General features: G+C 60.5%; 22 protein-coding genes. 12 read left to right on the plus strand and 10 right to left on the minus strand.

The features are described from left to right. Position 1: 1 nt before the first annotated feature. The gene (locus AC1DUP_RS05895; RefSeq protein WP_113310587.1) at positions 2-1,162 is read right to left on the minus strand and encodes a fumarylacetoacetate hydrolase family protein; all 1,161 of its coding nucleotides are present in this window, start codon (positions 1,160-1,162) and stop codon (positions 2-4) included. A 367-nt stretch (positions 1,163-1,529) separates the two neighbouring features. On the opposite strand from AC1DUP_RS05895, the gene AC1DUP_RS05900 reads away from it, so the two are divergent. Genes AC1DUP_RS05900 through AC1DUP_RS05910 form a run of 3 tightly spaced genes read left to right on the plus strand, consistent with a single transcriptional unit; the run spans position 1,530 to position 4,069 of the window. Continuing rightward, positions 1,530-2,540 (plus strand): Gfo/Idh/MocA family protein, encoded by a 1,011-nt coding sequence (locus AC1DUP_RS05900; protein WP_113310588.1) that lies wholly within the window; start codon positions 1,530-1,532, stop codon positions 2,538-2,540. A gap of 10 nt (positions 2,541-2,550) precedes the next feature. Next, positions 2,551-3,648 carry a Gfo/Idh/MocA family protein gene (locus AC1DUP_RS05905; protein ID WP_113310589.1) on the plus strand — a complete coding sequence of 366 codons (1,098 nt, stop codon included), beginning with the start codon at positions 2,551-2,553 and terminating at the stop codon, positions 3,646-3,648. 10 nt (positions 3,649-3,658) lie between these two features. Then, on the plus strand, positions 3,659-4,069 hold the full coding sequence (locus tag AC1DUP_RS05910) for a VOC family protein (protein WP_113310590.1): 411 nt from the start codon (positions 3,659-3,661) through the stop codon (positions 4,067-4,069). Between the two features lie 65 nt (positions 4,070-4,134). On the opposite strand, the gene cydX is transcribed toward AC1DUP_RS05910, so the two are convergent. The 7 genes from cydX to AC1DUP_RS05945 form a co-directional block, all read right to left on the minus strand. Further along, positions 4,135-4,257, minus strand: a complete 123-nt coding sequence (gene cydX / locus AC1DUP_RS05915; RefSeq protein WP_113310591.1) for a cytochrome bd-I oxidase subunit CydX — start codon at positions 4,255-4,257, stop codon at positions 4,135-4,137. 12 nt (positions 4,258-4,269) lie between these two features. Further along, positions 4,270-5,424, minus strand: coding sequence for a cytochrome d ubiquinol oxidase subunit II (cydB, locus tag AC1DUP_RS05920; protein ID WP_113310592.1), 1,155 nt, complete (start codon positions 5,422-5,424; stop codon positions 4,270-4,272). A gap of 6 nt (positions 5,425-5,430) precedes the next feature. Continuing rightward, positions 5,431-7,008 carry a cytochrome ubiquinol oxidase subunit I gene (locus tag AC1DUP_RS05925; RefSeq protein ID WP_113310593.1) on the minus strand — a complete coding sequence of 526 codons (1,578 nt, stop codon included), beginning with the start codon at positions 7,006-7,008 and terminating at the stop codon, positions 5,431-5,433. Between the two features lie 78 nt (positions 7,009-7,086). After that, a complete protein-coding gene (locus AC1DUP_RS05930; RefSeq protein ID WP_113310594.1) occupies positions 7,087-8,778 on the minus strand; it encodes an ATP-binding cassette domain-containing protein in 1,692 nt (563 codons plus the stop codon). Beyond that, positions 8,775-10,481 (minus strand): thiol reductant ABC exporter subunit CydD, encoded by a 1,707-nt coding sequence (cydD, locus tag AC1DUP_RS05935; RefSeq protein ID WP_113310595.1) that lies wholly within the window; start codon positions 10,479-10,481, stop codon positions 8,775-8,777. The genes AC1DUP_RS05930 and cydD overlap by 4 nt, the downstream gene beginning before the upstream one ends. A gap of 4 nt (positions 10,482-10,485) precedes the next feature. Continuing rightward, the gene (locus tag AC1DUP_RS05940) at positions 10,486-11,061 is read right to left on the minus strand and encodes a GbsR/MarR family transcriptional regulator (RefSeq protein WP_113300383.1); all 576 of its coding nucleotides are present in this window, start codon (positions 11,059-11,061) and stop codon (positions 10,486-10,488) included. 250 nt (positions 11,062-11,311) lie between these two features. Further along, complete coding sequence (locus tag AC1DUP_RS05945) at positions 11,312-11,911, minus strand: HupE/UreJ family protein (RefSeq protein WP_113310596.1); 600 nt, start codon at positions 11,909-11,911, stop codon at positions 11,312-11,314. Positions 11,912-12,252: 341 nt separating this feature from the next. On the opposite strand from AC1DUP_RS05945, the gene AC1DUP_RS05950 reads away from it, so the two are divergent. Further along, entirely contained in the window at positions 12,253-13,284 is a 1,032-nt protein-coding gene (locus AC1DUP_RS05950) for a hydroxyacid dehydrogenase (RefSeq protein WP_113310614.1), read from the plus strand. Here AC1DUP_RS05950 and AC1DUP_RS05955 read toward each other — a convergent pair. After that, positions 13,281-14,294 carry a Tim44 domain-containing protein gene (locus AC1DUP_RS05955; protein ID WP_113310597.1) on the minus strand — a complete coding sequence of 338 codons (1,014 nt, stop codon included), beginning with the start codon at positions 14,292-14,294 and terminating at the stop codon, positions 13,281-13,283. The two genes, AC1DUP_RS05950 and AC1DUP_RS05955, sit on opposite strands and share 4 nt — an antisense overlap. Before the next feature lie 82 nt (positions 14,295-14,376). Then, positions 14,377-14,835 carry a YbaK/EbsC family protein gene (locus tag AC1DUP_RS05960; protein ID WP_113310598.1) on the minus strand — a complete coding sequence of 153 codons (459 nt, stop codon included), beginning with the start codon at positions 14,833-14,835 and terminating at the stop codon, positions 14,377-14,379. Positions 14,836-15,074: 239 nt separating this feature from the next. On the opposite strand from AC1DUP_RS05960, the gene AC1DUP_RS05965 reads away from it, so the two are divergent. From AC1DUP_RS05965 to AC1DUP_RS06000, 8 genes are all read left to right on the plus strand, one after another. Next, on the plus strand, positions 15,075-16,076 hold the full coding sequence (locus AC1DUP_RS05965) for a LacI family DNA-binding transcriptional regulator (protein WP_113310615.1): 1,002 nt from the start codon (positions 15,075-15,077) through the stop codon (positions 16,074-16,076). Between the two features lie 172 nt (positions 16,077-16,248). Continuing rightward, on the plus strand, positions 16,249-17,283 hold the full coding sequence (locus AC1DUP_RS05970; RefSeq protein ID WP_113310599.1) for a sterol desaturase family protein: 1,035 nt from the start codon (positions 16,249-16,251) through the stop codon (positions 17,281-17,283). Then, a complete protein-coding gene (locus AC1DUP_RS05975; protein ID WP_113300378.1) occupies positions 17,280-17,591 on the plus strand; it encodes a MocE family 2Fe-2S type ferredoxin in 312 nt (103 codons plus the stop codon). Before AC1DUP_RS05970 ends, AC1DUP_RS05975 begins: the two co-directional genes overlap by 4 nt. 72 nt (positions 17,592-17,663) lie before the next feature. Continuing rightward, entirely contained in the window at positions 17,664-18,608 is a 945-nt protein-coding gene (locus AC1DUP_RS05980) for a substrate-binding domain-containing protein (protein WP_113310600.1), read from the plus strand. A 60-nt stretch (positions 18,609-18,668) separates the two neighbouring features. Then, complete coding sequence (locus tag AC1DUP_RS05985) at positions 18,669-19,874, plus strand: NAD(P)/FAD-dependent oxidoreductase (protein ID WP_477832248.1); 1,206 nt, start codon at positions 18,669-18,671, stop codon at positions 19,872-19,874. Continuing rightward, positions 19,871-20,701, plus strand: a complete 831-nt coding sequence (locus tag AC1DUP_RS05990; protein WP_477832249.1) for a sugar phosphate isomerase/epimerase — start codon at positions 19,871-19,873, stop codon at positions 20,699-20,701. Before AC1DUP_RS05985 ends, AC1DUP_RS05990 begins: the two co-directional genes overlap by 4 nt. 864 nt (positions 20,702-21,565) lie before the next feature. Next, entirely contained in the window at positions 21,566-22,912 is a 1,347-nt protein-coding gene (locus AC1DUP_RS05995; RefSeq protein WP_477832250.1) for an extracellular solute-binding protein, read from the plus strand. A gap of 69 nt (positions 22,913-22,981) precedes the next feature. Then, positions 22,982-24,283, plus strand: coding sequence for a carbohydrate ABC transporter permease (locus tag AC1DUP_RS06000; protein WP_113310603.1), 1,302 nt, complete (start codon positions 22,982-22,984; stop codon positions 24,281-24,283).

The raw sequence follows: 24,283 nt of genomic DNA on the forward strand, positions 1-24,283 counted from the left end.
CTCAGAGCAGCCCGCGCTTTGCGAGATTGCCCATTAGCGAGGAAATGCCGAAGGTCCAGGGCGGGCATTCAGTCGAAAGCCTCACCGTGTTGACCAGCGCGCCAAGGCCCGCCGACGAGATTTCCACGACGTCGCCGATCTTGTGGGTGAAACCCTGATTCTTTGCGTCGCGATCCTGTGTCGGCGCAAACAGCGTGCCGAGGAACAGCATGAAACCATCCGGATACTGGTGGTGAGCGCCAACCGTTTGCTTGACGAGATCAGTCGGATCGCGGCTGATCTGCGACATGGAGCTCTTGCCGTGCAGCACAAAGCCGTCCGTGCCGGTGACCTTGAGGTCGAGCTCGGCTTTGCGTACGTCATCGAGGCTGTAGCTCGCATCGAAGAGGCGGATGAAAGGGCCGATGGAGCAGGAAGCGTTATTGTCCTTCGCCTTGCCGAGCAGCAGCGCCGAGCGGCCTTCGACATCCCGCAGGTTCACGTCGTTGCCAAGTGTCGCGCCCTTGATCTCGCCGCGGCTGTTGACCGCCAGCACGATTTCCGGCTCGGGATTGTTCCAGGTCGAGATCGGATGAAGGCCGACGTCCGACCCCCAGCCGACCGACGAGAGAACCGGCGACTTGGTGAAGACCTCCGCGTCCGGGCCGATGCCAACCTCAAGATATTGCGACCAGATGCCTTCTTCGATCAGCGCCTGCTTGACCGTGGCCGCCTCCGGCGAACCGGCCTTGATATTGGTCAGGCTTCCGCCAATCAGCGTGCTGACGCGCTCACGGATGGAGGCGGCGCGATCCGGGTTGCCGGCGGCCTTTTCCTCGATGACGCGTTCGATCATCGATTGGGCGAAGGTTACGCCGCAGGCCTTGATCGCCTGCAGGTCCGCCGGCGCCAACAGATAGGCTTTACTCGCATCGGGCTTGCCTGTGCAGTTTGCCGCAACTTCCTCCAACCTACCGAGCGTTTTGCCGGCGGCAGTGCGGACGAATTCTGCCGCATCTGATCGCTCCAACAGCGCGCTCAGCGTTGGCGCTTCGGAAGAGGTAATGTCGACGAGCGCGCCGTCACGCAGCGTCACGATGCTCGGCCCGGCAACCTCCGGATTCCAGGCGCGGCCGACAAAGAGACCGCCTGAGACGGCAGCATCGAGGGGGAAATGGGACATGGCGATCTTCCGTCACGGGCGGAGCGGGGAGCGCTCCTGCGAAAAAATTGATGGGTGCCGTCCTCCAACCCGACGGCGATGAAAATCGAGCATATTCGTTGCAACAGAGCAAGTCTCGCTGCGAGAAAAGCGGTTCGCGTTGTATCGGGGGTATGGTCACGCGAGAACGCCAAATCAGTATTTCATCATAACTTATAACTATTTAGATACAAAATAACCTTTCTATTTCATATATTTAACGAGATGGCAAAACTCTTTTGCCGCTGATCTTGCCTTGACAGATCAGGTCTTTCGTTATCTGTTTTGCCCCATGGAGGAGGATCGGCGACCGCCGGACTCAGAAATTCCGCCGGGAGGAAATATTGCGATGTTGAGATTTGCCGTCGTCGGGATCGACCATGGGCATACGTTCGATCATGTGAAGGGATTGTTAGCCGCCGGTGCTGAATTCGTCGGTTATTGCCCGCAGACATCAGTGCCCGCACTCCGCGAGATGTTTGAAAAGACCTATCCGGATGCACCGCAGATCGACCGTGAAAAGATCTTTGCCGATCCCTCGATCAACGTGATCTGCATAGCCGCCATTCCTCGCGATCGCGCAGGCTTAGCGGTCCGCGCCATGCAGGCCGGCAAGGATGTCATGACAGACAAGCCGGGCGTGACGACCTTTGCCCAGCTCGACGAGGTCAAGCGCACCGTTGCCGAGACCGGCAAGATCTTCTCCATCTGCTTTTCCGAACGCCATTGCGTGCGCTCCGCCGTCAAGGCCGGCAAGCTCGTCAAGGAAGGCGCGATCGGCAAGGTCATCCAGACGCTCGGCATGGGCCCCCACCGGCTGCAGCTGCCGACGCGGCCGGACTGGTTCTTCGATCCGGAAGCCTTTGGCGGCATCATCGTCGATATCGCCTCGCATCAGGTCGACCAGTTCCTGTTCTACACCGGCTCGACGACGGGCGAGGTGGTGGCAAGCTCGGTTGGTAATTTCGGCATGCCTGAAAAGCCGGCTTTCGAGGATTTCGGCGAAGTGTTGCTGCGCTCCGACAAGGCGAGCGGTTATGTCCGCGTCGACTGGTTCACGCCGGAGGCGCTGCCGACCTGGGGCGACGGGCGTCTGACCATTCTCGGCACCGAAGGTTATATCGAGCTGCGCAAATATATCGATATCGCCGGTCGGCCCGGCAAGGATCACCTCTTCCTCGTCAATGGCAAGGAGATGACGCATATCGACTGCAGCGGCGAGAAGCTCGATTATTTCGATGCTTTCGCCGCCGATGTACGCGACCGCAGCGAAACTGCGATGACGCAAGGCCACGTCTACGAAGTCTGCCGCCTTTCAATCGAAGCACAGACCAAAGCCACTCGTATCGGTACCCGCTGAGGAAAATATCATGACACGGAAACTGCGCGTCGGCGTCATCGGTGCGGGCATTGCTGAACGGCATCTGACAGGTTTCGGCTGGAACAGCGATCTCTTCGAGGTTCCCGTTCTCTGTTCTCTCGACGCAGATCGCGGCAAGCCGCTCTGCGAGGAGCATAATATCCCCGAATACACGCAGGATGCGGATTCGCTCCTTGCGCGCGACGATCTCGATATCATCGATATCGCCACGCCGCCGGATTCGCATTTCGAGCTTTGCCGGAAAGCGATCGAGAGTGGCAAGCATGTAATCTGCGAAAAACCGCTCTTCGGTTCTATCGCCGAGGTGGACGAGATGGCGCGCATTCTGGCGCGTTCGAACGGCCGCAAGCTGATGCCGATCTTCCAGTACCGCTACGGTAGCGGCCTGCAGAAGCTGAAGCTTCTGATCGAGCGCGGTCTTGCCGGCAAGCCGTTCCTTACCACCATCGAAACGCATTGGTGGCGCGGGCCGGATTATTACGCCGTGCCGTGGCGCGGCAAATGGGCAACGGAACTCGGTGGTGGCTTGCTCGGTCATGCGATCCACGCCCATGACATGCTGAACTATGTGCATGGTCCCTGCGCCGAGGTGTTTTCCTATGGTGCGACGCTGGTCAATCCGATCGAGGTGGAAGATACCGCCGCGCTGTCGGTGAAGATGAAGAACGGCTCGCTCGCCACGCTTTCCATGACGCTTGGTTCCCGCAAGGAAATCTCCAGGCTGCGTTTCTGCTTCAGTGATCTCGTCGCCGAAAGCATTCTGGAACCCTACACGATGGGCCGCGATCCCTGGACCTTCATTGCCGGGACGGAGAAACATCAGGCCCGCATCGACGCGGCGCTTGCGGATTATGAAGAGACGGAAGACGGTTATACGCGCCAGTTCGAGCTCTTCCACAAGGCGATCATCGAGGACCGCGATCCGCCGGTGACGCTTCAGGACGCACGCAACTCGCTGGAACTGGTGACCGCCGCCTATTCTTCGCAGCGTACCGGCCAGCCGACGCCGATGCCGATCACGGCCGAGCATCCGCTTTACCGTTCCTGGCTTCCGGAAGAGGGACGGCGCCTTGCCGCTGGCGTCTGAGGGGAAGACGATGCTGAAATCTTTCGAACATATCGGCATGACAGTCAGCAATATGGACCGGGCGATCGAGTTCTACTGCGGCCTGCTCGGGCTGAAGCTGCACCTGCGCAAGCAGATGCCTGACGGCATGCAGGTCGCCTTCCTTGACGCTGGCGACGGAATGCTGGAAGTTTTTGCGCCGCCGGGCGGTGCGACGCGCGCTGTCGACGTTCCGGATGGAACAGCCGGGGTCCGGCACATAACTTTCCATTTCGAGAACGTTGAAGAAACTTTCGCCCGACTGGAAGGGGCCGGTGTCGAGATCAAGGAGCGGCCACGTTTTGCAGTCCATTCCGAGATGCTGAACAGGATCGCCTTCGTCCGCGATCCAGACGGCATCATTGTCGAGCTCGCGGAGCGCTCGCAGAACCGGCTTGGGTGAAAGCCCCGTGTGAATAGTGACGAGTTCAAAGAAAGGGCGCGGTATGAACCGCGCCCTTTTTACTTTTATCGGCGTTCGCCGGAAGCCTTTTTCTTGGCTTCGTCATCCACCAGCTCGTACCAAATGGCGTTGAGGACGGCGAAGGCGGCTGCCAGGGGGAAGCCCAGTATCCATGCGAAATACCACATCGTTTCATCTCCTCAGTAAGCGTGGCTGTTCTTGTCGGTGACGCTCTTCTCGTCGACCTTGCCCCACAGCACCTTGTAGACCCAGGTGGTGTAGGCAAAGATGATCGGCAGGAAGATGACCGTAACGACCAGCATGATGAAGAGTGTCTGGTGGCTCGACGATGCATCCCAGACCGTGAGGCTCGACCTCGGATCGAGCGAAGAGGGCAGGATGAATGGGAACATCGACAGGCCGACCGTCGAGATGATGCCTGTTATCGAGAGGTCGCTGAAGAGCAGGGTCGCGACTTCCAGCCGTGCGCGCATGGCAAGGAAGGCGGCCGCCGCACCCAGGAAGCCGAATACCGGAGCGGCGATCATCCAGGGATAGGTGCCGTAATTGGCAAGCCATGCACCGCTTTCCAGCGCCACCGTCTTTAGAAGCGGGTTCGACGGGCCGACCGGGCTGATATCGCTGGTGATGCGATAACCGCTGATGCCGGCCCAGAGCCACAGGCCGCCGAGCGCAAAGAGCACGATGACCACAAGCGTTGCGATGCTGCCGAAGCGCCGGGCGCGATCAGCAACCGGCCCCGTTGCCTTCAGCACGAGCCATGCGCTGCCATGCATGACGAGCATGGCGACGGAGAGCAGCCCGCAGAGAAGGGCATAGGGATTCAGAAGCGCGAAGAACGATCCCTCGTAGAAGATGCGCATGTCGTCCGCGAAACGAAAGGGAACGCCCTGCAGCACATTGCCGACGGCAACGCCGAAGATCAGCGACGGCACGAAGCCGCCGATGAAGAGCGCCCAGTCCCAGCCGTTGCGCCAGGCTGCACTGTCCCGCTTGGAGCGGTACTTGAAACCGACCGGGCGCAGGATGAGGGCGAAGAGGATCGCAAACATCGCCAGATAGAAACCCGAGAAGGAGACCGCGTAGAGCGGCGGCCAGGCGGCGAAGATCGCGCCGCCTGCGAGGATGAGCCAGACCTGATTGCCTTCCCAGGTGGCGCCGATCGTGTTGATGGCGACACGGCGTTCCGTATCGGTCCTGGCGACGAAGGGCAGGAGCGTTCCGACGCCGAGGTCGAAACCGTCGGTGACGGCAAACGCGATCAGGAGCACGCCGAGCAGCACCCACCAGATGATGCGCAGGGTATCATAGTTAATCAGTTCGTGAAGGATCATGACAGGTCACTCCGCGGGAACGAGGGTTTCGGAAATGAGCTTGGCTTCCGGCTCGTGGTCCGGTTCCGGCCCCTGGCGGATCGCCTTGAGCATCAGGCTCATCTCGATGATGATCAGTGTCGTATAGAGCGCGGCAAAGCCGATGATGGTCAACAGGACTGCCCAGGCGCCGTGATTGGAGACGGCGACCGCCGTCGGCAGCACGCCTTCGATGACCCAGGGCTGACGGCCGATTTCGGCAACCACCCAGCCGGCCTCGATGGCGATCCAGGGCAGCGGGATGGCAAAGACAGCGATGCGCAGGAGCAGCGGATATTTATCCAGATGCCGGCGGGCCGACAGCCAGAAGAAGGTTGCCGTCAGCACGATGAAGAACATGCCGAGACCGACCATGATGCGGAACGACCAGAAGAGTGTGGGCACATGCGGGATGGTGTCACGTGCAGCCTGGGCGATTTGTTCGTCGGTTGCCAGTCGCGGATCGTCGACATAGCGCTTCAGGAGCAAGGCATAGCCGAGGTCGTGGCCGAGATCCTCGAAGGAACTGCGGACTTCCTGGGCCACCTGATCCTGGGCGGGTGCTGCGCGGATCTGCGTCAGCGCGTCATAAGCCTTGATGCCGTCGCGGATGCGGACCTCGGCCTGCTGTTCCAGCTTGTCGATACCGGGGATTTCCGTCGTCAGCGAGCGGGTGCCGATCAGACCCATGACCCAGGGGATATGGATGGCGAAATGCGTTTCGCGTGCTTCCTGATCCGGGAAGCCGAAGGCGGTGAAGGCAGCCGGTGCCGGCTCGGTCTTCCACATAGCTTCGATCGCGGCGAGCTTCATCTTCTGGTTTTCGGTGGCGAGATAGCCGCTTTCGTCACCGAGCACGACCACAGACAGGGCGGAGGCGAGGCCGAAGGAGGCGGCAACCGTCATCGAGCGCTTGGCAAGCTCGATATGCCGGCCCTTGAGCAGGTACCAGGCAGAAACGCCGAGCACGAAGATCGAGGCACAGACATAACCGGCCGAAACCGTGTGGACGAACTTTGCCTGGGCGACAGGGTTGAAGACCACGTCGTAGAAGCTTGTTATCTCCATGCGCATCGTCTGAGGATTGAGAGCGGACCCGACCGGGTTCTGCATCCAGCCGTTGGCGATCAGGATCCAGAGCGCAGAGAAATTCGAGCCGAGCGCGACCGCCCAGGTGGCGACCAGATGGCCGACCTTCGACAGCTTGTCCCAGCCGAAGAAGAAAAGGCCGACAAAGGTCGCTTCGAGGAAGAAGGCCATCAGGCCCTCGATCGCCAGCGGTGCACCGAAGATATCGCCGACATAATAGCTGTAATAGCTCCAATTCATGCCGAACTGGAATTCCATGACGATACCGGTTGCGACGCCCAGCACGAAATTGATGCCGAAGAGCGTGCCCCAGAATTTCGTCATCTGCCGCCAGATCTGGCGGCCGGTCATGACATAGGTCGTTTCCATGATGGCAAGCAGCACGGAAAGGCCGAGCGTCAAGGGCACGAACAGGAAGTGGTAAAGCGCAGTCAGCGCAAATTGAAAGCGCGATAGCGCTACGATGTCTAATTCCATTGTCTTACTCCCACGGTCCCACGGGGTATCAAGTAGTTTCCGCATTGCCGGCTGGCCGTGCGGGGCATGCCTGTTCGCTCAATCCGGTCGAAGCCGATCGAGCGCCTTTTCGAACGCCGCCTCTCCACGGCGCGAAACTTCCGAGATGCGGCCGTCCTCGATGACGGCGACCACGTTTGCGAGCGCCGCTTCGCGGCGAATATGCGTAGCGATGACAAGTGCTCGGCCGTCGGCCCTGAGCGCGAGGCGATGCAGCACATCGCGTGCGGTGCTGCCGTCAAGCCCCTCGGTCGGCTCGTCGAGCAGCCAGAGCGGCGTGTCGCGCAGGAAGAGGCGGGCGAGTGCCAGCCGGCGAGATTGTCCGCCTGACAGTCCCATACCGCCTTCGCCGAGCAGTGTGTCGAGGCCTGATGGCAGTGCATCAACATCGGCAAGCAGGCCAGCGCCAGCAAGCGCGCTGCGCAATTGCTCATCATCGGCACAGGGTGCCGCGAGCAACAGGTTGCCGCGCAGCGTGTCCTGGAAAAGCTCGGTCCGCTGGGTGAGTAGCGTTCCGTCGAGCGCGGCGGCCATACCATCTACCGGCGGCAACTCGCCGGCTAGAAGTGAAAGCAGGGTCGACTTACCGGCGCCGCTCGAGCCGACCACGGCAATATGCTCGCCGCGACGCAATTCCAGCGTTACGTCAAGCAGGGCGGGCAGGGCCGCTCCGTCATGGGTAACGGTTGCATTCTGCAGCGCGAAGGCGAGCTCATGGGCAGGCGTCTTCGGCGTGAAGTCCACATCGGCTGCCGAAAGGCGTGGTGCGATGCGTCTGGCTGCAAGCATCGTCCTGCCGAATTCCATGGCGCCGCGGCGTAGCGCTGCGAAGGGTTCGGTTGCGGCAAAGGCAACGAGTATGCCGAGTGCGGCGACCGGGGCGGTGATTGCGCCTGTTTGCATCAGCATCGCTGATGTCAGCAATGCTGCAACCAGCAGGGCGGTGGAGAAAAGCCCGAAGCCGAAGGTCACTCCGGTCTCGATCCTGTTCAGCCGGTCGTCTGCCCGTGCGGTATAGGCATCGGCGTCGGTTATCGCCTGCTGCTGTGCGGCGATCCGGCCGGCCATCAACAGATCGGTCTGCCCAGCGATGAGATCGATCGTCCGCGACCGCAGGGTTTCGATGCCGTAGGCACGTCGGCGCGCATGTTTGCGGGCCGCCTGACCTGCCGCCAGCGGCAGGCCGAGCCCGACCAGAATAAGGCTGAGGCCGAAGAGAAGCCCGAACAGCGGATGCATCAGGCCGAGCGTAACGCTGGCGACGAGTGCTGCGCCGACTGCCACGGCTGCAGGCACCAGGATACGCAGATAGAGCGAATCCAGCGCGTCGATATCGGCCGTCAGACGAAAGAGCAGCCGCGCTGGGCGGTTGAGGAGCGCGCGCGCCGCACCTGCGGAGGCCCAGCCGCGAAACAGACGTTCGCGAAGGGCAGCCAGCACGGCAAGCGTGGCATTATGGGTGGTCAGCCGCTCGCCGTAACGAGCCGCCGTGCGCAGAATGGCGAGGAAGCGGATGCCCGCAGACGGCGCAAACACGTCGAAGGTCGCAGCGATGGTTGCCGAAAGCCCGGCAAGCGCGGTCGCGGTGATGAACCAGCCCGAGAGACCGAGCAGGGCGATGCCCGCCGTTACCGTTGCTGCCGAGAGCGCGGCACCGAGCAGCAGCTCCTTTCGGCGTGTCTCGACGAAGAGACGCAGCACCGGCTTGATATCTCTTATGAAGGTGGTCATTCGGCAGCCTCCCGGAAAGTTGTGGCATCGAGGCGGATGGTGCGCTGCATGCGCGCGGCAAGCAGCGGATCGTGGGTGGCGACGATCAGCGTGCGTCCTTCTGCGAAAGCGAGCAGGCTCTCCGTTATGTCGGCTGCGGATTCGGCGTCGAGATGGGCGGTCGGTTCGTCGGCAAGGATGATGCGGATATTGGGGTCGCAGGCAGCACGCGCGATCGCCAGCCGCAGCGCTTCGCCGCCGGAAAGGCCGATGCCGGCTTCGCCGAGCGGGCGATGGCCGTAGGCCTTCGCAACACCTGCAAGCTTTGCCAGATCGAGCGCCTCGGAAACTCTGTCTTTTGTGATTCCAGGCCGACCGAGCGCGACATTGCCCGATATCGTGCCGGCGAAGATATGCGGATTCTGGCCGATCCAGGCCATTTTGGCGCGATCTATGGCTGTTCCACCGATCAGAACCTGACCTTCCCCGCAAGGGGCCAGGCCGGCGGTCAGAGACAGCAAGGTTGACTTGCCCGTGCCGCTGGCGCCGAGTAGCGCCACGTGTTCGCCGGCGGCGATGTCGAGATTGAAACCGTCGAGGACCGGTTCCTGATCGGACCGATAACGAAAGCCGATATTTTCCAGGCGGATATTGAAGGCTTCCACTACAGTCGTAGCCTCGGCACTCTCCTCATAGGGAAGCCTCATGCCGTCGGCAGCCAAGCCATCGAGCGCCTTCAGCGCCGCCTCGCCCGAGGCGCGGTCATGCCAGACGGCGGAGAGTTCGCGCAGGGGTTCGAAAAAGGCGGGTGCGAGCAGAAGAATGAACAGCCCCTGCGAAAGAGCGAGGCCGCCCGACCACGCGCCGAAACGGATTTCGCCGAGCAGGCTGAAGCCTATATAGACAGCGGTCATCGCAACGCCGAGCGCTGAGAAGAGCTCGAGCACGGCAGACGAAAGGAACGCGATTTTCAGCACCGCCATGGTGCGTGTGCGCAGCGATTCAGCCTCGGTGCGCAGCCGTAAAGCAGTGGCGTCGACCGCATCCAACGAACGGATCGTTGCAAGCCCGCGCAGCCGGTCGAGCAGGAAGGCGTTGAGGCCGCCTGTCGCGGCAAGCTGCTTTTCGCTCGCAGCCTGCGCGCGCCAGCCGATGAGTGCCATGAAAATCGGAATGAGTGGTCCTGCAAACAGCAGCACGAGTGCAGCAATCCAGGAGATCGGAAAGACGCAAGCCAGGATGACGAGCGGCACGAGGCTCGCCTTCACCCGTGCCGGCTGGAACCGGGCGAGATAGGGCACGATCAGCTCGGCCTGCTCGCCAAGAATGCTCGCCGCCTCGCCGGAGGCCGGGCGGTCGATATCGACCGGCGACAGGCGGGCGAGCAGGCGAATAGCGGCGACGCGCTTTTCGCTGAGTTCCGCGCGGGCGGCGCGAAAAGCAAGACGGCCGCCAGTGGCGTCGAGACAGCTTTTGACAACGCCGAAAAGCAGAATGAAGAGGGCCGGCCAGAGGATATCGGCGAGGCCGCCACCATCGGCCAGCCGTCCGACGGAATAGGCAAGCAGGCCCGCCTGCGGAATCCAAAGCACGGCTGCGAAGGCCTGCAGCATGGCTGCGCTGCGCAGCCGGCTTTTGGTCTTTGCCGGCCTATGCGTCACGGCATCGCCTTGGAGCGTCCTTGCCTCTTGCGGGTCTCTTGCGTCGAAGAAAGCACTGTTCACGACGCTAACTCTTGTTCGCAGGATTGGGACGACGACGGCCAAGCGAAACGACCCTGTCCTTGGCCTCCAGGAGCTTCGTCACCTTCGCGCCTAACGAGAGTAACGTTGCAAGCCTTTCTGTTTCGAGTTGTTTTACGTCATCATACCAATGCGTCAGCTGCTCGATGAGCGTGTGCATCTCGCCCATGCGCTCCTGCGCATGGCGTTCAACCTCGCTTGCCGGGCGCTGCATGAGGATTTCGCGCAGCATCGAAAGCGTGGGATCGACCTCGCGTTTCTTACGCTCTTCGGCGAGTGTTCTGAGAATCACCCAGACATCGTCAGGTGTCGTGAAGAAGTCGCGCCGGTCATCCGGCTTATGGCGCAGCAGCACCAGGTTCCAGGCCTGCAGTTCACGAAGGCTCATGGAGACGTTCGAGCGCGAGATACCGAGCGCATCGACGATTTCCTCGGCGCAGAGCGGCGAGGGCGAGACGAAGAGCAGCGCGTAAATCTGGCCGACCGTGCGGTTGATTCCCCAGCGGGAACCCATTTCACCGAAGTGCAGGACAAAGGACTGAACGAGAGGCGGAAGGTTCATTGTCATTTCCGTTACGTCTGTGATTTCAGAAACTTCTGAAATTACTATACCGGCTTTCGCTCTTCTGCCGCAATTGCCCAGGCTGACCTGCGTCAATTTGGATGCACGCCTCGATGATCTGCCTCTTGATAGACCGGTATTGCGCGCCTGGAATTGACTTGAGTCAAATCCCGCAAACATAAAACGCCCGGCGGACCTTTGTCCGCCGGGCGCTAAAAGCCGGATAAATTAACCGGGAGAGGCGCGGGCCTCAGATCAGGCCGGTCAGGATGCCGACGCCGGCAACGGCAGCAAGGCCGCCTGCGGTGCGCACGACGAAGGCGCCCTGGCGCTCGCCGACACGGGCAATCAGGAAACCGGTAGCGAGACCAACTGCATGCAGCAGGGCGGTTGCGATCATGAAACCAGCGGCATAGGCAGCACCCCCGGCATTTTCAGGCATTTCGGCGCCGTGCGCATGCCCATGGAAGATTGCAAACAGACCGACGATACCCATTGCGACAGCTGTCGAGGCACGCACATTCAGGGCAACGACCGCGCCAAGTACGACGACGGAAAGCGCGATGCCTGTTTCAACGAAAGGCAGATTGACACCGGCAATGCCCAGCGCCCCGCCGAAGGCCATGATGAGCACGAAGGTTGCCGGTACGGCCCAGACGGCACGGCCGCCGAGCTGGAAGGCGAAGACGCCGACCATGACCATCGCAAGGATGTGATCGAGGCCGGAAATCGGATGGCTGAAACCGTGGACAAGGCCGGCTGTTTCGCCAACGCCGGTATGAGCATAGGCGACTGCCGGAAGTGCTGCGGTGGCAAGCGCGAGAAGGCCGCCCTTGAAGATTGATTTCATTTTGGAATTCCCTCTGATCTTGAGAGCATCTCCGCTTTCGTCAAGGCGCGGAAATGCTCTGTCTTTTTGATTTACGCAATTCCGGACGCAAAACTGCTGCGCACTTTGCTGGAATGCTCTGGCGCCTGCGGCCGCCGACTCCTCAGGCACGGTTTCAAGTCGCGTCATCAAGCTAGTCCAGCTATATTCAGCCGTCAACGGAAAGCATGGAATAGATAGAAATTTCAAGTGCTTGTATCGTAGGCAATTGCCTTTTTGAAAGGCGGCTTCCCAAGAGGCTCTCAACCGGATTATCAATCGTGTTGCGGAGGTGAGAGTTGCCGCATCTCGAGGAGGATCCCATGACGAATACCGAAAGGCCGATAGCAATCAGCGCGCCCGAGCCACGCACGCTCGATCTGATCTTCAGTGACGAGGCACACGCCGAACTCAACGCCAAATACGAGATCGTCGAGGCCGATCCCGAAAACATTGCCGGTCTTGGCGATGATATTCTTGGCAAGGCGCGCTACATCATCGGCCAGCCGCCGCTCTCCGCGGATACGCTCGCGCGTATGCCGAAGCTCCGCTCGATCCTTAATGTCGAGAGCAACCTGCTCAACAACATGCCTTATGAAATCCTGTTCCAGCGCGGTATCCATGTCGTGACGACCGGGCAGGTGTTTGCCGAGCCGGTCGCTGAGATCGGCCTTGGCTTCGCGCTCAGCCTCGCGCGCGGCATCGTCGATGCCGATGTAGCTTTCCGGGAGGGGCATGAACTATGGGGCGGCGAGGGGAATGCAAGCTCGCGGCTGCTATCGGGCTCCGAAATCGGCATCATCGGCTTTGGCGATCTCGGTAAAGCGCTGCGACGGGTCTTGTCGGGCTTTCGTGCGAAAATCAGGGTTTTCGATCCATGGATGCCCCGCTCGATCCTGGAGGAAAACGGCGTGGAGCCCGCAAGCCTGAACGAAGTGCTGACGCTGAGCGACTTTGTTTTCGTCGTCGCCTCCGTCACCAGCGAGAACAGAGGCTTCCTCGGCGCGGATGCATTTGCCAGCATGCGCAAGGGCGCAGCCTTCATCTTGCTCAGCCGCGCAGATGTCGTGGACTTCGAAGCGTTGATGGCGGCCGTCGCTTGCGGCCATATCGTTGCGGCGAGTGATGTCTATCCGCAGGAGCCGCTGCCGTCGGACCATCCGGTGCGCGGCCTCGAGGGTTTTATCCGCTCGGCCCATCGCGCCGGCGCGCTCGACAGCGCCTTCAAGAAGATGGGCGATATGGTGCTCGAGGATATGGATCTAATGGATCGCGGCCTGCCGCCGATGCGCTGTAAACGGGCGGAGCGCGAGACGGTTTCCCGCATGCGCTCCAAACCCGTTTCAGTCAATTAGGCAGCGCGCTGGCCGGTGCCCTGGATGGCGGCAAGCTTCCAGTCGGCCCCGGACTTGCGCACGAAGGTCCAGACCTCCGTGCTTTCGCTCGGGCGGCGGTCATCGCCCGACACGAGGCGACCACTGTTGCGCTCGACCATGGCATCGATCGAGGAGTAGCGCATCGCAAGCGTTGCATATTCCATACCGTCTTCACGCCAGGCTTCGGCGATATCGCCCTGCAGCAGCTTGACGTCGGTAACCTGGTTGCGAACGCCGTTGGTGGCGTTCTCGCCGAGTTCTTCCGCAAGGTAGGACATGGCCTCCGGCGTCGTCAGTCGGCGCAATGAACCGTAGTCTTCCGCGCCGTAGGCCGTCTGAACCTTCGTCAGCAGTTCTTCGAACTGGTCGAGATCGGCCTGGGCAAGGCCGATTTCGTCACTGGGACGCGCATTGCGTTGCTGCTGCGAGCCGGAGCCAGAACCGATCGCCGGAATACGGAAGGACGAACCACCGTTTGCCGGCGACATGTTGGAAGACTGCAAACCGCCAAAGCTCTGGCCGCCAGTGCCATAGGACGGCTGGCGGCGATTGGCGAAAAAGCGCATGGCAAGCGTGATCGCACCGAAGATCAGCGCGATCTGCAACAGCATGCCGAGGAAACCGAAGCCGCCGCCGAAGCCGTGGCCGAGCAGCATGCCGAGAAGGCCACCGGCAATCAGGCCGCCGATCATCGAACGGCCGAAGCCGCCGAAGAACCCGGGGCGCTGCTGGGCATAACCCGGCTGCGGCGTATTATAAGGCGCGTTCGTCTGCGGGCGCGGCGTCATCGAACGTTCGATGGGGGCAGCCGGGGCTGGGGCGGTACTGGTGGCAGGAGGCGCGCTGAAGGTGCGCGTGCCGCGACTTCCGAATCCGCCGAATCCACCGGCGCGGCGCGCATCGGCATCACCGATCGAAGCAAAGACGGTAGCGCTCGCAAGAATAGCAATCGCTGCGATCCTGGCAAAACGCGAAACGGCACTGGGCATTTCTCAAACCTCCTGTCATGCGCTCAACGGCATGTCAGGAGTTAATATAGGTATTCTTTCTGCTCTGTGAAGCTGTGCGGTGCTACTGGCAGACGTCGACCCATTCGGCTCCGGTGATTTCCGCCAGCCGGCCCGTCGAAATACGCACCGCAGAATTGGTCGAACCGGCGGCTGGCACGACTTCGTCGAACTGCTTCAGCGACACGTCGCAATAGACAGGCAGTTGCACGGGCAGGCCGAAGGGGCAGACACCGCCGACCGGATGGCTTGTCACTGCCAGCACCTCTTCGGCGTCGAGCATGCGCCCCTTGCCGCCGAAGGCATCCTTGAATTTCCTGTTGTCGAGACGCGAAGTGCCGCTCGCCACAATCAGCATGATGCGGTCGCCGACGCGCAGGCAGATTGTCTTGGCGATCTGCGCCGGCTCGACGCCATGCGCCTCGGCTGCGAGGATGACGGTCGAAGAGCTTCCGGCCGTTTCGATGATGGCAACGTCTGGGGCATTGGCGGCGAAGAAGGCGCGGACGGATTCAAGGCTCATGGGATGGGATACTTTTGGATGAACAGCCAATCTGGAGCCGCATGAGAATGCGACGTGGGATTCACGTATTTGCGGTCCAACTTAATATTTACATCTCAGAAAATTCAATCGCGTAGTTTCTGAGAAAGCATTTCTGTGCGTCTCGAAACGCGATCTGGATTGCTCCCGATTCCTAAGTCATGGATATTGCTGGAAAAGCGTCTTTGACGATGCAGCCTTCGGCGATTGGGGACAGAGCAGTGAGCAAGCCGAACTATCGGGATATCGCCCGCCAGGCAGGTGTGGGAACCGCCACCGTCGAACGGGTGCTGAACGGCCGGGGCGGGGTTCGTCCCGAACTGGTCGAAAAGGTGATCGTCGCTGCGCGCAGCTTGGATTACCCGCGCACGCTTCCCGATACCCATCGCGGCCTGTTGCGCATCGAAGTGCTAATGGTTCGTCCGGAGACGACCTTTTATCAGCGGCTTTCCAAGGCATTCGAGCGAATTGCCGCAACCCTCGACCCACTGGTCGTCGTGCATCGCAGCTTCACTGAGGAGATGAAGCCGGAGGAGATTGCTCGTCGCATCCTGTCGACCGACCTGCCGCGCGCGGGCCTCATTCTTGCAGTGCCCCGCAGCCCGGTGATCCAGGCTGCTGTCGAAAACGTCATCGCCCAGGGATTGCCGGTCGTCCACGTCGTCACCCGCGCGTCCGAACGCTCAGGCGAATTCGTCGGCATCGACAACTATGCCGCCGGACGGACAGCTGCGCTTTTCATCAGCCGTATGGCCCGCCGGCAAGGACCTGTTGTCGCAATCTGCCACCCGATCTACCAGGTGCACCGCGATCGCATCCGCGGATTTTCCGACTATTTTCTGGAGCATCCCGGCGCCACCAGCTTTCAATGGCTGGGCTTCGGCCTTGATGAAGAGCACTTCAGTGCCGAGCTTCTGCTTTCTGCCCTGAAAATCTATCCGGACCTTGCCGGCCTCTATAATGCCGGAGGCGCCAACTCTGCGCTGATCGACGTGCTGCGCCGTCATGCGCGTGGGCGCAATATCTTCTTCGTCGGCCATGAACTGACTGACTACACCCGCAAAGCCTTGCAGGATGATGTCATGGATGTGGTGCTGGACCAGGCGCCGGAAGCCCAGGCCCGGCGATCGCTCGATCTCGTCCTGCGCCGCATCGGCCTGACCGATATCGAGCCCGATCGGGCGCCTATCCGTTTCATCACCATTACCAAGGAAGGGCTTTGATCTGATTTGATCAAGAATGGCTTCGGCGCCGCGACGGTCTCCTGCTAATTTCAAGGCAGGAAGGAGAGCCGGAGCGTCGAGAGGAGCGACACCGGATCAGGCGCACCAGGCGCTCTCTTTCAAAAGGACTTGTGCGGAGGGGAGATTTCCGCTTCGCCCGGAGGAGAGTGAAATGAACGATCTGAAATTCGGCACGCGTAACAAGCGCGGCGACTGGGTGCCCAACAAGCCCGTCGAGACCGCGCCGCTATTTGACTTTCCGCCACGGCTCATGGCCGTTTTGAAATGGCTGCCGCATTATTTCTTTCCCTGGAATGCGATTTTTGCAGCGTCCGCGGTCGCTTACTGGGCCATGGTCATTCCGCCGATAGAGACGATGCGAACGATCGGTTTCGGCTGGATTGCTTGGCTTTATGTCGTGAATGCAATCTGCGTCCTGTTTTTCTACGGCGCCTTCGAGGTGCATCTCTATGTGCTGAAACGTCAGCAAAACCGCTTCAAGTACAATGGAAAATTTCCAGCCGATCAGAAGAGCAAGGCCTTCTGGTTCGAACGCCAGAACGTCGACAACATGCTGCGCACCTTCCTGTCGGGCGTGACGATCTGGACGGCGATCGAGGCTGCCATGTTATGGGCCTATGCCAATGGTTACGCGCCTTGGCTGAGCTTTGCGGAGAACCCCTGGACGCTTGCCATCGTCGCGCTGGCCGTGCCGATCATTCATGAGTTCCACTTCTTTTGCATTCATCGGCTCATCCACACACCCATCCTCTACAAGTGGGTGCACTCGGTCCACCATAACTCGGTCAACCCGTCGCCCTGGTCGTCGCTGTCGATGCATCCGGTCGAGCATCTGCTCTACCTCGGAACGGCCTTCTATCACCTGATCCTGCCGTCCAATCCGATCCTCATGCTCTATCAGCTTCACTATGCGGGCTTCGGCGCCATTCCGGGTCACGTGGGCTTCGACAAGGTGGAGGTCGGCGAGGACAAGCTGGTCGATAGCCATGCCTATGCGCATTACCTGCACCACAAATATTTCGAGGTGAATTACGGCGATGCCCTGATCCCGCTCGATAAGTGGTTCGGCACCTGGCACGACGGCTCGCCCGAAGGCGAAGCCCGCATGCAGGAGCGCTATCGCCGGCGCAAAGAAAAACTCGCAGCCCGCAAGGCCGGCATGGAAGTCAAGGGAGCGGCCGAATGAGCTGGATCACTGCCTGCAAACTTGAGGACATCGAACAGGAAGGCGCCATCCGTTTCGATCACGGCAGCCGCACCTATGCCATTTATCGCGGACCTGACGATAGCGTCTATTGCACCACCGGGCTCTGCACCCACGAGGCAATCCACCTCGCGGACGGACTGGTCATGGATTTCGAAGTGGAATGTCCCAAGCATTCCGGCGCCTTTGACTACCGCACTGGCGAAGCGCTCAGGCTTCCCGCCTGCGAAAATCTGAAAACTTATCCCGCCGAGGTGATCGATGGGGAAGTTCGCGTGGCTCTCGCCTGAGCCTGCGACATCAGCAGGCCTGAACGGCCTCCGGAATGCTTCGGGTGGCCCGGCATCCAATGGGAGGAAATCATGAAGTCATTTTGTGTGGCGGCCGTCCTGGCCGCCCTGACGGCCAGTGCTGCCTCGGCCGAGACCATCGGCGTCTCGATGCAGAGCTTCGACAACAATTTCCAGACGCTGCTGCGTGAAGGCCTGAGCACCAGAGCCTCTCAGGTGGGCGGGATAACTCTGCAGATCGAGGATGCTCAGACCGATGTCTCCAAGCAGCTCAATCAGGTGAATAATTTCATCGCCGCGGGAGTGGATGCGATCATCGTGACGCTGGCTGATACATCAGCCGCGCCCGGTATCAGCGCGGCAGCCGAGAAGGCCGGCATTCCGCTCGTCTATGTCAATCTCCAGCCTGATAATGTCGACAAGCTTCCCAAGAACCAGGCCTATGTCGGCTCGAAGGAAACCGATTCCGGACGGCTGGGGGCGGAAGCTGCCTGCGAAATCCTCAAGAAGAATGGAAAGGCCGGCGATGCGCAGGCCTATATCCTGATGGGAGACCTTGCGCATCAGGCCTCGCGCGATCGAACCTCATCGGTCAAGGAAACGCTCGCGGCCGGCGATTGCAAGGGCGTGACCATCGCCGACGAGCAATCGGCCGCCTGGACGCGCACCAATGCCATGGACCTGACGACAAACTGGATCACAGCCGGTCGTCCGATCGACGCGGTCTTCGCCAATAATGACGAAATGGCGATCGGTGCGATCCAGGCGCTGAAAGCTGCCGGCGTGTCGATGGACAGCGTCGTCGTTGTCGGCATCGACGCGACGCAGGATGCCCTGGCTGCGATGACGAACGGCGATCTTGATGTGACTGTGTTCCAGAATGCCAAGGGGCAGTCTGCCGGTGCGATGGATGCGGCTGTTGCCCTCGCTCGCGGCCACAGCGTCGACAAGCAGGTCATGGTGCTGTTCGAACTGGTCACGCCGACGAACATGGCAGAGTACGCCCACCAGAACTGATCCTCCCTGGCCGGTGTCTCCCCTCACGAGCGCCGGCCTCTTTTTTTTATGGAGAGCTTTATGAGCGGCATTGTCATCATCGGTGCAGGGGAATGCGGAACGCGTGCTGCATTTGCTTTGCGGGAGGCGGGATATTCCGGGTCCATCACGCTGGTCGGAGCGGAGCCACATCTGCCCTACGAACGGCCGCCGCTGTCGAAGCCGATGAGTGGCGCCGTGCAGATGAAACTGATCTGCGCGCAGGATGCTCTGGCCTCCGCCGGCATCAACTATCTCAAGGGCGTGTCGGCCTCGAAGCTGGATACCGACGCCCGCACGGTCGCTTTAAGCGACGGATGCGGGCTGGCCTATGAAAAGCTGTTGCTTGCCACGGGCGCGCGTCCAAGACGGCTTGCATCTCCCGGTGCCGAACACGCGCTCGACTTCCGCACCCATGCCGATGCCGAAGCGATATTCTCCAATATGAGAACAGGTCGGAACGTTGCTGTCATCGGCGGCGGTTTGATCGGGATGGAGCTTGCGTCCGTGCTTCGCGGCAAGAGCATTGCGGTCAGCGTCATTGAAGCAGCACCCAAGATTCTGGGGCGCGCCGTCCCCTCGCGCTTTGCCGAAAAGCTGCATGCCAGGCACGTGGCGGAAGGCGTCGATTTCCATTTCGACCGGGGCGTTGCGGCAATCACCGATACCGGCGTCACTCTGACGGACGGCAGTACGGTGCAAGCCGAACTTGTCGTCAGCGCCATCGGTGTAATGCCGGAGATCACGCTGGCGCAGCAGGCTGGATTGGCGACAGGCAACGGCATCCTGACGGATACCCATCTTCGCACCAGCGCGCCTGATATCTTTGCGGCGGGCGACTGCGCAGCAATGAGCCAGCCCGGCGGGGGTCATATTCGCTTCGAAAGCTGGCGAAATGCCAGAGCCCAGGCCGAGCTTGCCGCTCGCAATATGGTCGCTTCAGTCGAAGCTTTCGTCGCCATCCCCTGGTTCTGGTCCGATCAATACGATCTCGGCCTCCAGGTAGTCGGGCTGCCGCAACCGGCCCATCAAAGTGTGGTCCGCTCGCGTGGCGAAGATGAGCTTGAATTCTATCTGGACGGCGGGCGTCTCGTCGCCGCAGCAGGGCTTGGCGTCGGCAATGGTCTCGCCAAGGATATCAAACTTGCCGAAATGCTGATCGCAGCCGGAGTGCATCCTGATCCCGCCGCTCTCGCCGATCCGAACCTGAACCTCAAGGTGCTCCTGAAAAGCGCAAGGGTGGCATGATGCAGAGGCTGCTGATCTTCCAGTCGCTCTGGGCCATGGAACGCCGACATACGGATGGCCATGAGCGCAACCTCGATGAGAACATCGCGATGATCTCGGAGGCCGGCTTCGACGGCATCAGCGCCCACTATACGAACCGCGCCGACGTTCTCAGGTTGAATGACGCTATTCGGGGCGCCCGATTGAAGATCGAAGGCGTCTGTTTTCCCCGCAACGTCGAAGATTTGCGCCTGCCGCTCGAGCTTGCCGTGGAATTCCCGGTCAGCCATATCAACGTGCAGCCTGATGTCCGACTGCGCCGCGTCGAGGAGTGCCTGCCGATCCTGGACGGCTGGATGCAGCTTGCCGAGGATGCCGGAGTTCCCGTCTTCATCGAAACCCACCGCAACCGGATGACGACGGATCTGTTGTTTACACTCGACCTGTTGGAGAAGAGGCCGGATCTGCCGCTGGTCGCAGACCTCTCGCACTTTACGGTCGCACGCGAATTCGCGTTTCCGGTCGATGACGAAACCCATGCCATGATCCATCGCATCCTGCGCAATACCCAGGCCTTCCATGGCAGGGTCGCATCGTGTGAACAGGTGCAGATCGAAATTTCGTTTCCTCACCATCGGCCCTGGGTCGACCTCTTCCTTCAATGGTGGGACCACGGCATGCGCGATTGGCGCAGTCGCGCGGCTTCGAATGCCGAGCTGGTCTTCATCTGCGAGCTGGGGCCGAAGCCCTATGCGATCACCGGGCGAGACGGTAACGACACCACCGATCGGTGGGCGGAGGCGCTACTGCTTCGGCAGATGCTTCGCGATCTCTGGGCCGGCATTTGATTGTTATGATCGCATTGGCCGCAAGCCGGCAGGGATGATCTCGTCTCGAAACCACTCCTGCCGGGTATTCCCTCGGCAACATCAGCGAGGGGGCCGATCTATTCATCGGACAAAGCGAGGTCACGGCACAGCCAGGATGGGAAGGTATCGAAGCTGTTTACAATGCGACGACGTCTCCACCGGGCAACGATGGCTGCGATGAGAATTTCCTTGAAACTAAATCGCGAGCAAAGCTCGCTCATAGATGCCGTCAGGCTTTCGCCGGCATGTTGATTGGTCATGATCACCAGCGGTCAGAATTCTGAGCCGCCCTTCTTTCAAGCTGAATCTGCGCAGAGACATAGCGCGGACATCACCGCCCAGACGCTGCGTGCGAAACGAATGCCATCTCTGGATGGTGAAGCTTGAAAGATCTCGGATATGATCGAGGGTTGGAGCTTCGAAGGCCTATGCCAAAGAGGCGTTGGATGAAGAAATATCTGTCATTGCACGCCTCCATTGTTGAACGGCTCCGCCGCAATTATTAGCCGATTGCGAAAATACAGGCAAGAGCGCGATTTCGAACTCTTCGAAGAGGAGATGGCGTGATGGCGGCGGGGCCATGTTGCGGCTCTCGACGTCGCCTCAGAACTCTTCGATGCCGATTTTCATCGGCATTTGGCCTCGCCTTTTGATAGGGAATTGACCGCGCCGAGAACATCGTCATAATAATTTTGCACACGTGCTCAATTTTGTCATTCGGTCGTTACGTTCGCCCCCTAGAGCGGGATACGCCACGTTTTCGTGGGGTTATCGGAACGGCCATCAACACCAGTGATGACCCGTCAAGAGGCCTCACACTGCTCTTCTGGGGAGATGAAGAAGATGACTCTTTTGYCGACACTGAAATCCCTTGCCGTCGCCGCTGCAATCCTGGCTTCGACTTCTGCATTTGCACTTGCCAAGGACGTTCACATCAGCGTCTGGGCCGGCGGTACCGGCCCGAACGACGTCTATCGCCTCGACGCCATCGAGATCGCAGCCCAGCAGCTGCAGCGCGAAGCCGCCCTCAAGGGCGAAGACCTGAAAATCACCGTCGAGAAGAAGCCCTATTCTGCCTGGGAAGATTTCAAGCAGGCGCTGACCCTTGCCGCAGAAGCCAAGACAGCTCCGAACATCGTCGTCAGCGGCCATGAAGACATCGCGCCCTGGTCGCAGGCCGGTCTCATCGTTCCGATCGAGGACTATGTCGATCTCGACTCCTGGCCGCTCAGCGACATCTATGAAAATCTGTTGCAGATTGCCTCCTATAACGGCACCGTCTACGGCATTCCGCAGGATGCTGAATCCCGGCCGATGTTCTTCTGGAAGCCCTACATGAAGGCGATCGGTTACAGCGATGCCGATCTCGATGCCTTGCCGCAGAGTGTCCAGGACGGCAAGTACACGATGAAGAACCTGCTCGAAGACGCCAAGAAGATGCAGGACAAGGGCCTCGTCCAGCCCGGCTACGGCTTCTATCCGCGTACCAGCAACGGCCCTGACTACTGGCAGTTCTACACCAGCTTCGGCGGCGCGATGGAAGAGGGTGGCAAGCTCGTCTTCGACAAGGCGGCGATGACCCGCACCTATCAGTTCTTCGCCGACGCCGTTAAAACCGGCGTCACCAAGAAGAACCATATCGGCATGCCGGGCGATCAGTGGTGGAAGGAAGTGGCCACCGGCAAGGCCGGCATTTGGGATGGCGGCACCTGGCACTATGCCCGCCTCGTCAATCAGGAAGGCCTCAAGGACTTCTTCGGCAACGTGGTCTTCACGCTGATTCCCGCCGGCGAAGGCGGCAAGGCCAACACGCTGACCCACCCGCTCGTCTATCTGCTGACCGCAGGTCACGACCAGGAAGACACTGAGATCGCCGCCCAGCTGGTCAAGATCGCCTCCGAGCCGCGCACCAACGCCCTGCATGCGGTCAAGTCGGCTCACCTCGGCATCTCCAAGTCGGAATCCACCGTCGACTTCTACGCGGCCGACCGCTGGACCCGCGAAGCCACCGAGCGCCTGCTGCCGCATGCCAATGCGATGCCGAACAATTCCGATTTCGGCAAATATTGGAACATCATGTGGAAGAACCTTGAAGCATCCTGGACCGGTGCCAAGACTGTTGACGCCGCCGTCAACGATGCCGAGAGCGAGCTGAAGAGCACGCTCGGCGATAAGATCGTCATCCGCTAAGATCGACGCACTCAGCCGAAAGGCGGCACAAAAGCCGCCTTTCGGAGCGTCGTCCGTGAGGGACTTCCCATGAAATCGTCCAGAACGCTTGGGCTGGTGATGATCGCGCCTGCGGCGATCATGATCATCCTGTTCTTCCTTCTGCCGGTCGTTCTGACGGCCGTCTTTTCGATGACCAACATGACGACCGCGACCGGCATATCAGGCGGTGTCTACCAGATCGCGCCGAACTCCCTGATCGCGCTGAAATCGGCGATGCCCGACATCGCCGCCGAGATGGCCGAACCGCGCTACACGATCGACGAGGCAGGCCTCACGGCCGTCGAACGCCTCGGGATGGCGCCGGGGATTGCTGCGGAATTGCGCGCCAAACATATAGGCGAGGTCTTCCCGGCACGCCGCGACGTCGAGCGCATGATCAAGGATCTCGCCGAGCGACCTTCGACACGCGAGGTCAAGCAGATCTCCGAACAGTTCAACCGCTCCGTCCTCAACACCCGCTTCGACAGCAAGGACCAGCTCTTCTCCGCTCTCGATACGCTGGGTTTCAAGCTGACGCCGGAGCAGAAGGAAACCGTCGCCAAGACCACCTATACCGGCTGGACCTGGACGACCGACAATTTCTCACGCATGGCCACCTCGCCCGACATGGCGCGTGTGCTTTTCAATACCGTGCTTTATGTTGCGCTGGTGCTGGTGCTTTTCAACGTCGGTTATGCGCTGCTGCTCGCCATCTGGACGCATTACATGCCGCCGACGCCGGCTTCGATCTTTCGCGGCATCTGGCTCCTGCCGCGCATCACACCTGTCGTCATCTACGTCATGCTGTGGAAGTGGCTCGCCTGGGACAGCGGCTTCATTTCGATCCTGATGGGCAAGTTCGGCTACCCCCCGAAGAACTACCTGCTCGATACAGCTTATAATGCTTGGTTCTTCGTCGTGCTGATCAACGGATTTATCGGCGCCTCGATGGGCATGCTGGTGTTCTCGTCGGCGATGAAGGCCATTCCGAAGAGTCAGTTCTATGCGAGCGAGGTCGACGGCGCCTCGCGCTGGCAGCAGATCCGTTACATCATCCTGCCGCAGATGCGCTGGCCGATCCTCTTCGTCACCTGCTATCAGACCCTGTCGCTGCTTGCTTCCTTCAACGAAATCCTGCTCGCCACCAATGGCGGGCCGGGCAACGCGACCGAGGTCTGGGCGCTCTCCGCCTATCACACCGCGCTCAGGAACTATGCCGGCAATCTCGAATACGGGCTGGGTGCCGCCATGGCGCTGGTGCTCGTCGTCATCGGCGTGACGCTGTCGCTTCTTTATCTGCGCGTCTTCAACTACGGCACGCTTGTCGCCAAGCCCCTGATCGAGGATTGA

It is taken from the genome of Rhizobium sp. 01L419 (genome assembly GCF_056400025.1).

Coding starts and splice junctions, on each gene's coding strand:
- AC1DUP_RS05960 (WP_113310598.1), bottom strand. CDS start 14,835: ATGAGCCTTGAATCCGTCCGCGCCTTCTTCGCCGCCAATGCCCCAGAC.
- AC1DUP_RS05970 (WP_113310599.1), top strand. CDS start 16,249: ATGAACGATCTGAAATTCGGCACGCGTAACAAGCGCGGCGACTGGGTG.
- AC1DUP_RS05975 (WP_113300378.1), top strand. CDS start 17,280: ATGAGCTGGATCACTGCCTGCAAACTTGAGGACATCGAACAGGAAGGC.
- AC1DUP_RS06000 (WP_113310603.1), top strand. CDS start 22,982: ATGAAATCGTCCAGAACGCTTGGGCTGGTGATGATCGCGCCTGCGGCG.
- AC1DUP_RS05895 (WP_113310587.1), bottom strand. CDS start 1,162: ATGTCCCATTTCCCCCTCGATGCTGCCGTCTCAGGCGGTCTCTTTGTC.
- AC1DUP_RS05945 (WP_113310596.1), bottom strand. CDS start 11,911: ATGAAATCAATCTTCAAGGGCGGCCTTCTCGCGCTTGCCACCGCAGCA.
- AC1DUP_RS05980 (WP_113310600.1), top strand. CDS start 17,664: ATGAAGTCATTTTGTGTGGCGGCCGTCCTGGCCGCCCTGACGGCCAGT.
- AC1DUP_RS05990 (WP_477832249.1), top strand. CDS start 19,871: ATGATGCAGAGGCTGCTGATCTTCCAGTCGCTCTGGGCCATGGAACGC.
- cydB (WP_113310592.1), bottom strand. CDS start 5,424: ATGATCCTTCACGAACTGATTAACTATGATACCCTGCGCATCATCTGG.
- AC1DUP_RS05950 (WP_113310614.1), top strand. CDS start 12,253: ATGACGAATACCGAAAGGCCGATAGCAATCAGCGCGCCCGAGCCACGC.
- AC1DUP_RS05985 (WP_477832248.1), top strand. CDS start 18,669: ATGAGCGGCATTGTCATCATCGGTGCAGGGGAATGCGGAACGCGTGCT.
- AC1DUP_RS05925 (WP_113310593.1), bottom strand. CDS start 7,008: ATGGAATTAGACATCGTAGCGCTATCGCGCTTTCAATTTGCGCTGACT.
- AC1DUP_RS05910 (WP_113310590.1), top strand. CDS start 3,659: ATGCTGAAATCTTTCGAACATATCGGCATGACAGTCAGCAATATGGAC.
- cydX (WP_113310591.1), bottom strand. CDS start 4,257: ATGTGGTATTTCGCATGGATACTGGGCTTCCCCCTGGCAGCCGCCTTC.
- AC1DUP_RS05905 (WP_113310589.1), top strand. CDS start 2,551: ATGACACGGAAACTGCGCGTCGGCGTCATCGGTGCGGGCATTGCTGAA.
- AC1DUP_RS05930 (WP_113310594.1), bottom strand. CDS start 8,778: ATGACCACCTTCATAAGAGATATCAAGCCGGTGCTGCGTCTCTTCGTC.
- AC1DUP_RS05955 (WP_113310597.1), bottom strand. CDS start 14,294: ATGCCCAGTGCCGTTTCGCGTTTTGCCAGGATCGCAGCGATTGCTATT.
- AC1DUP_RS05900 (WP_113310588.1), top strand. CDS start 1,530: ATGTTGAGATTTGCCGTCGTCGGGATCGACCATGGGCATACGTTCGAT.
- AC1DUP_RS05940 (WP_113300383.1), bottom strand. CDS start 11,061: ATGAACCTTCCGCCTCTCGTTCAGTCCTTTGTCCTGCACTTCGGTGAA.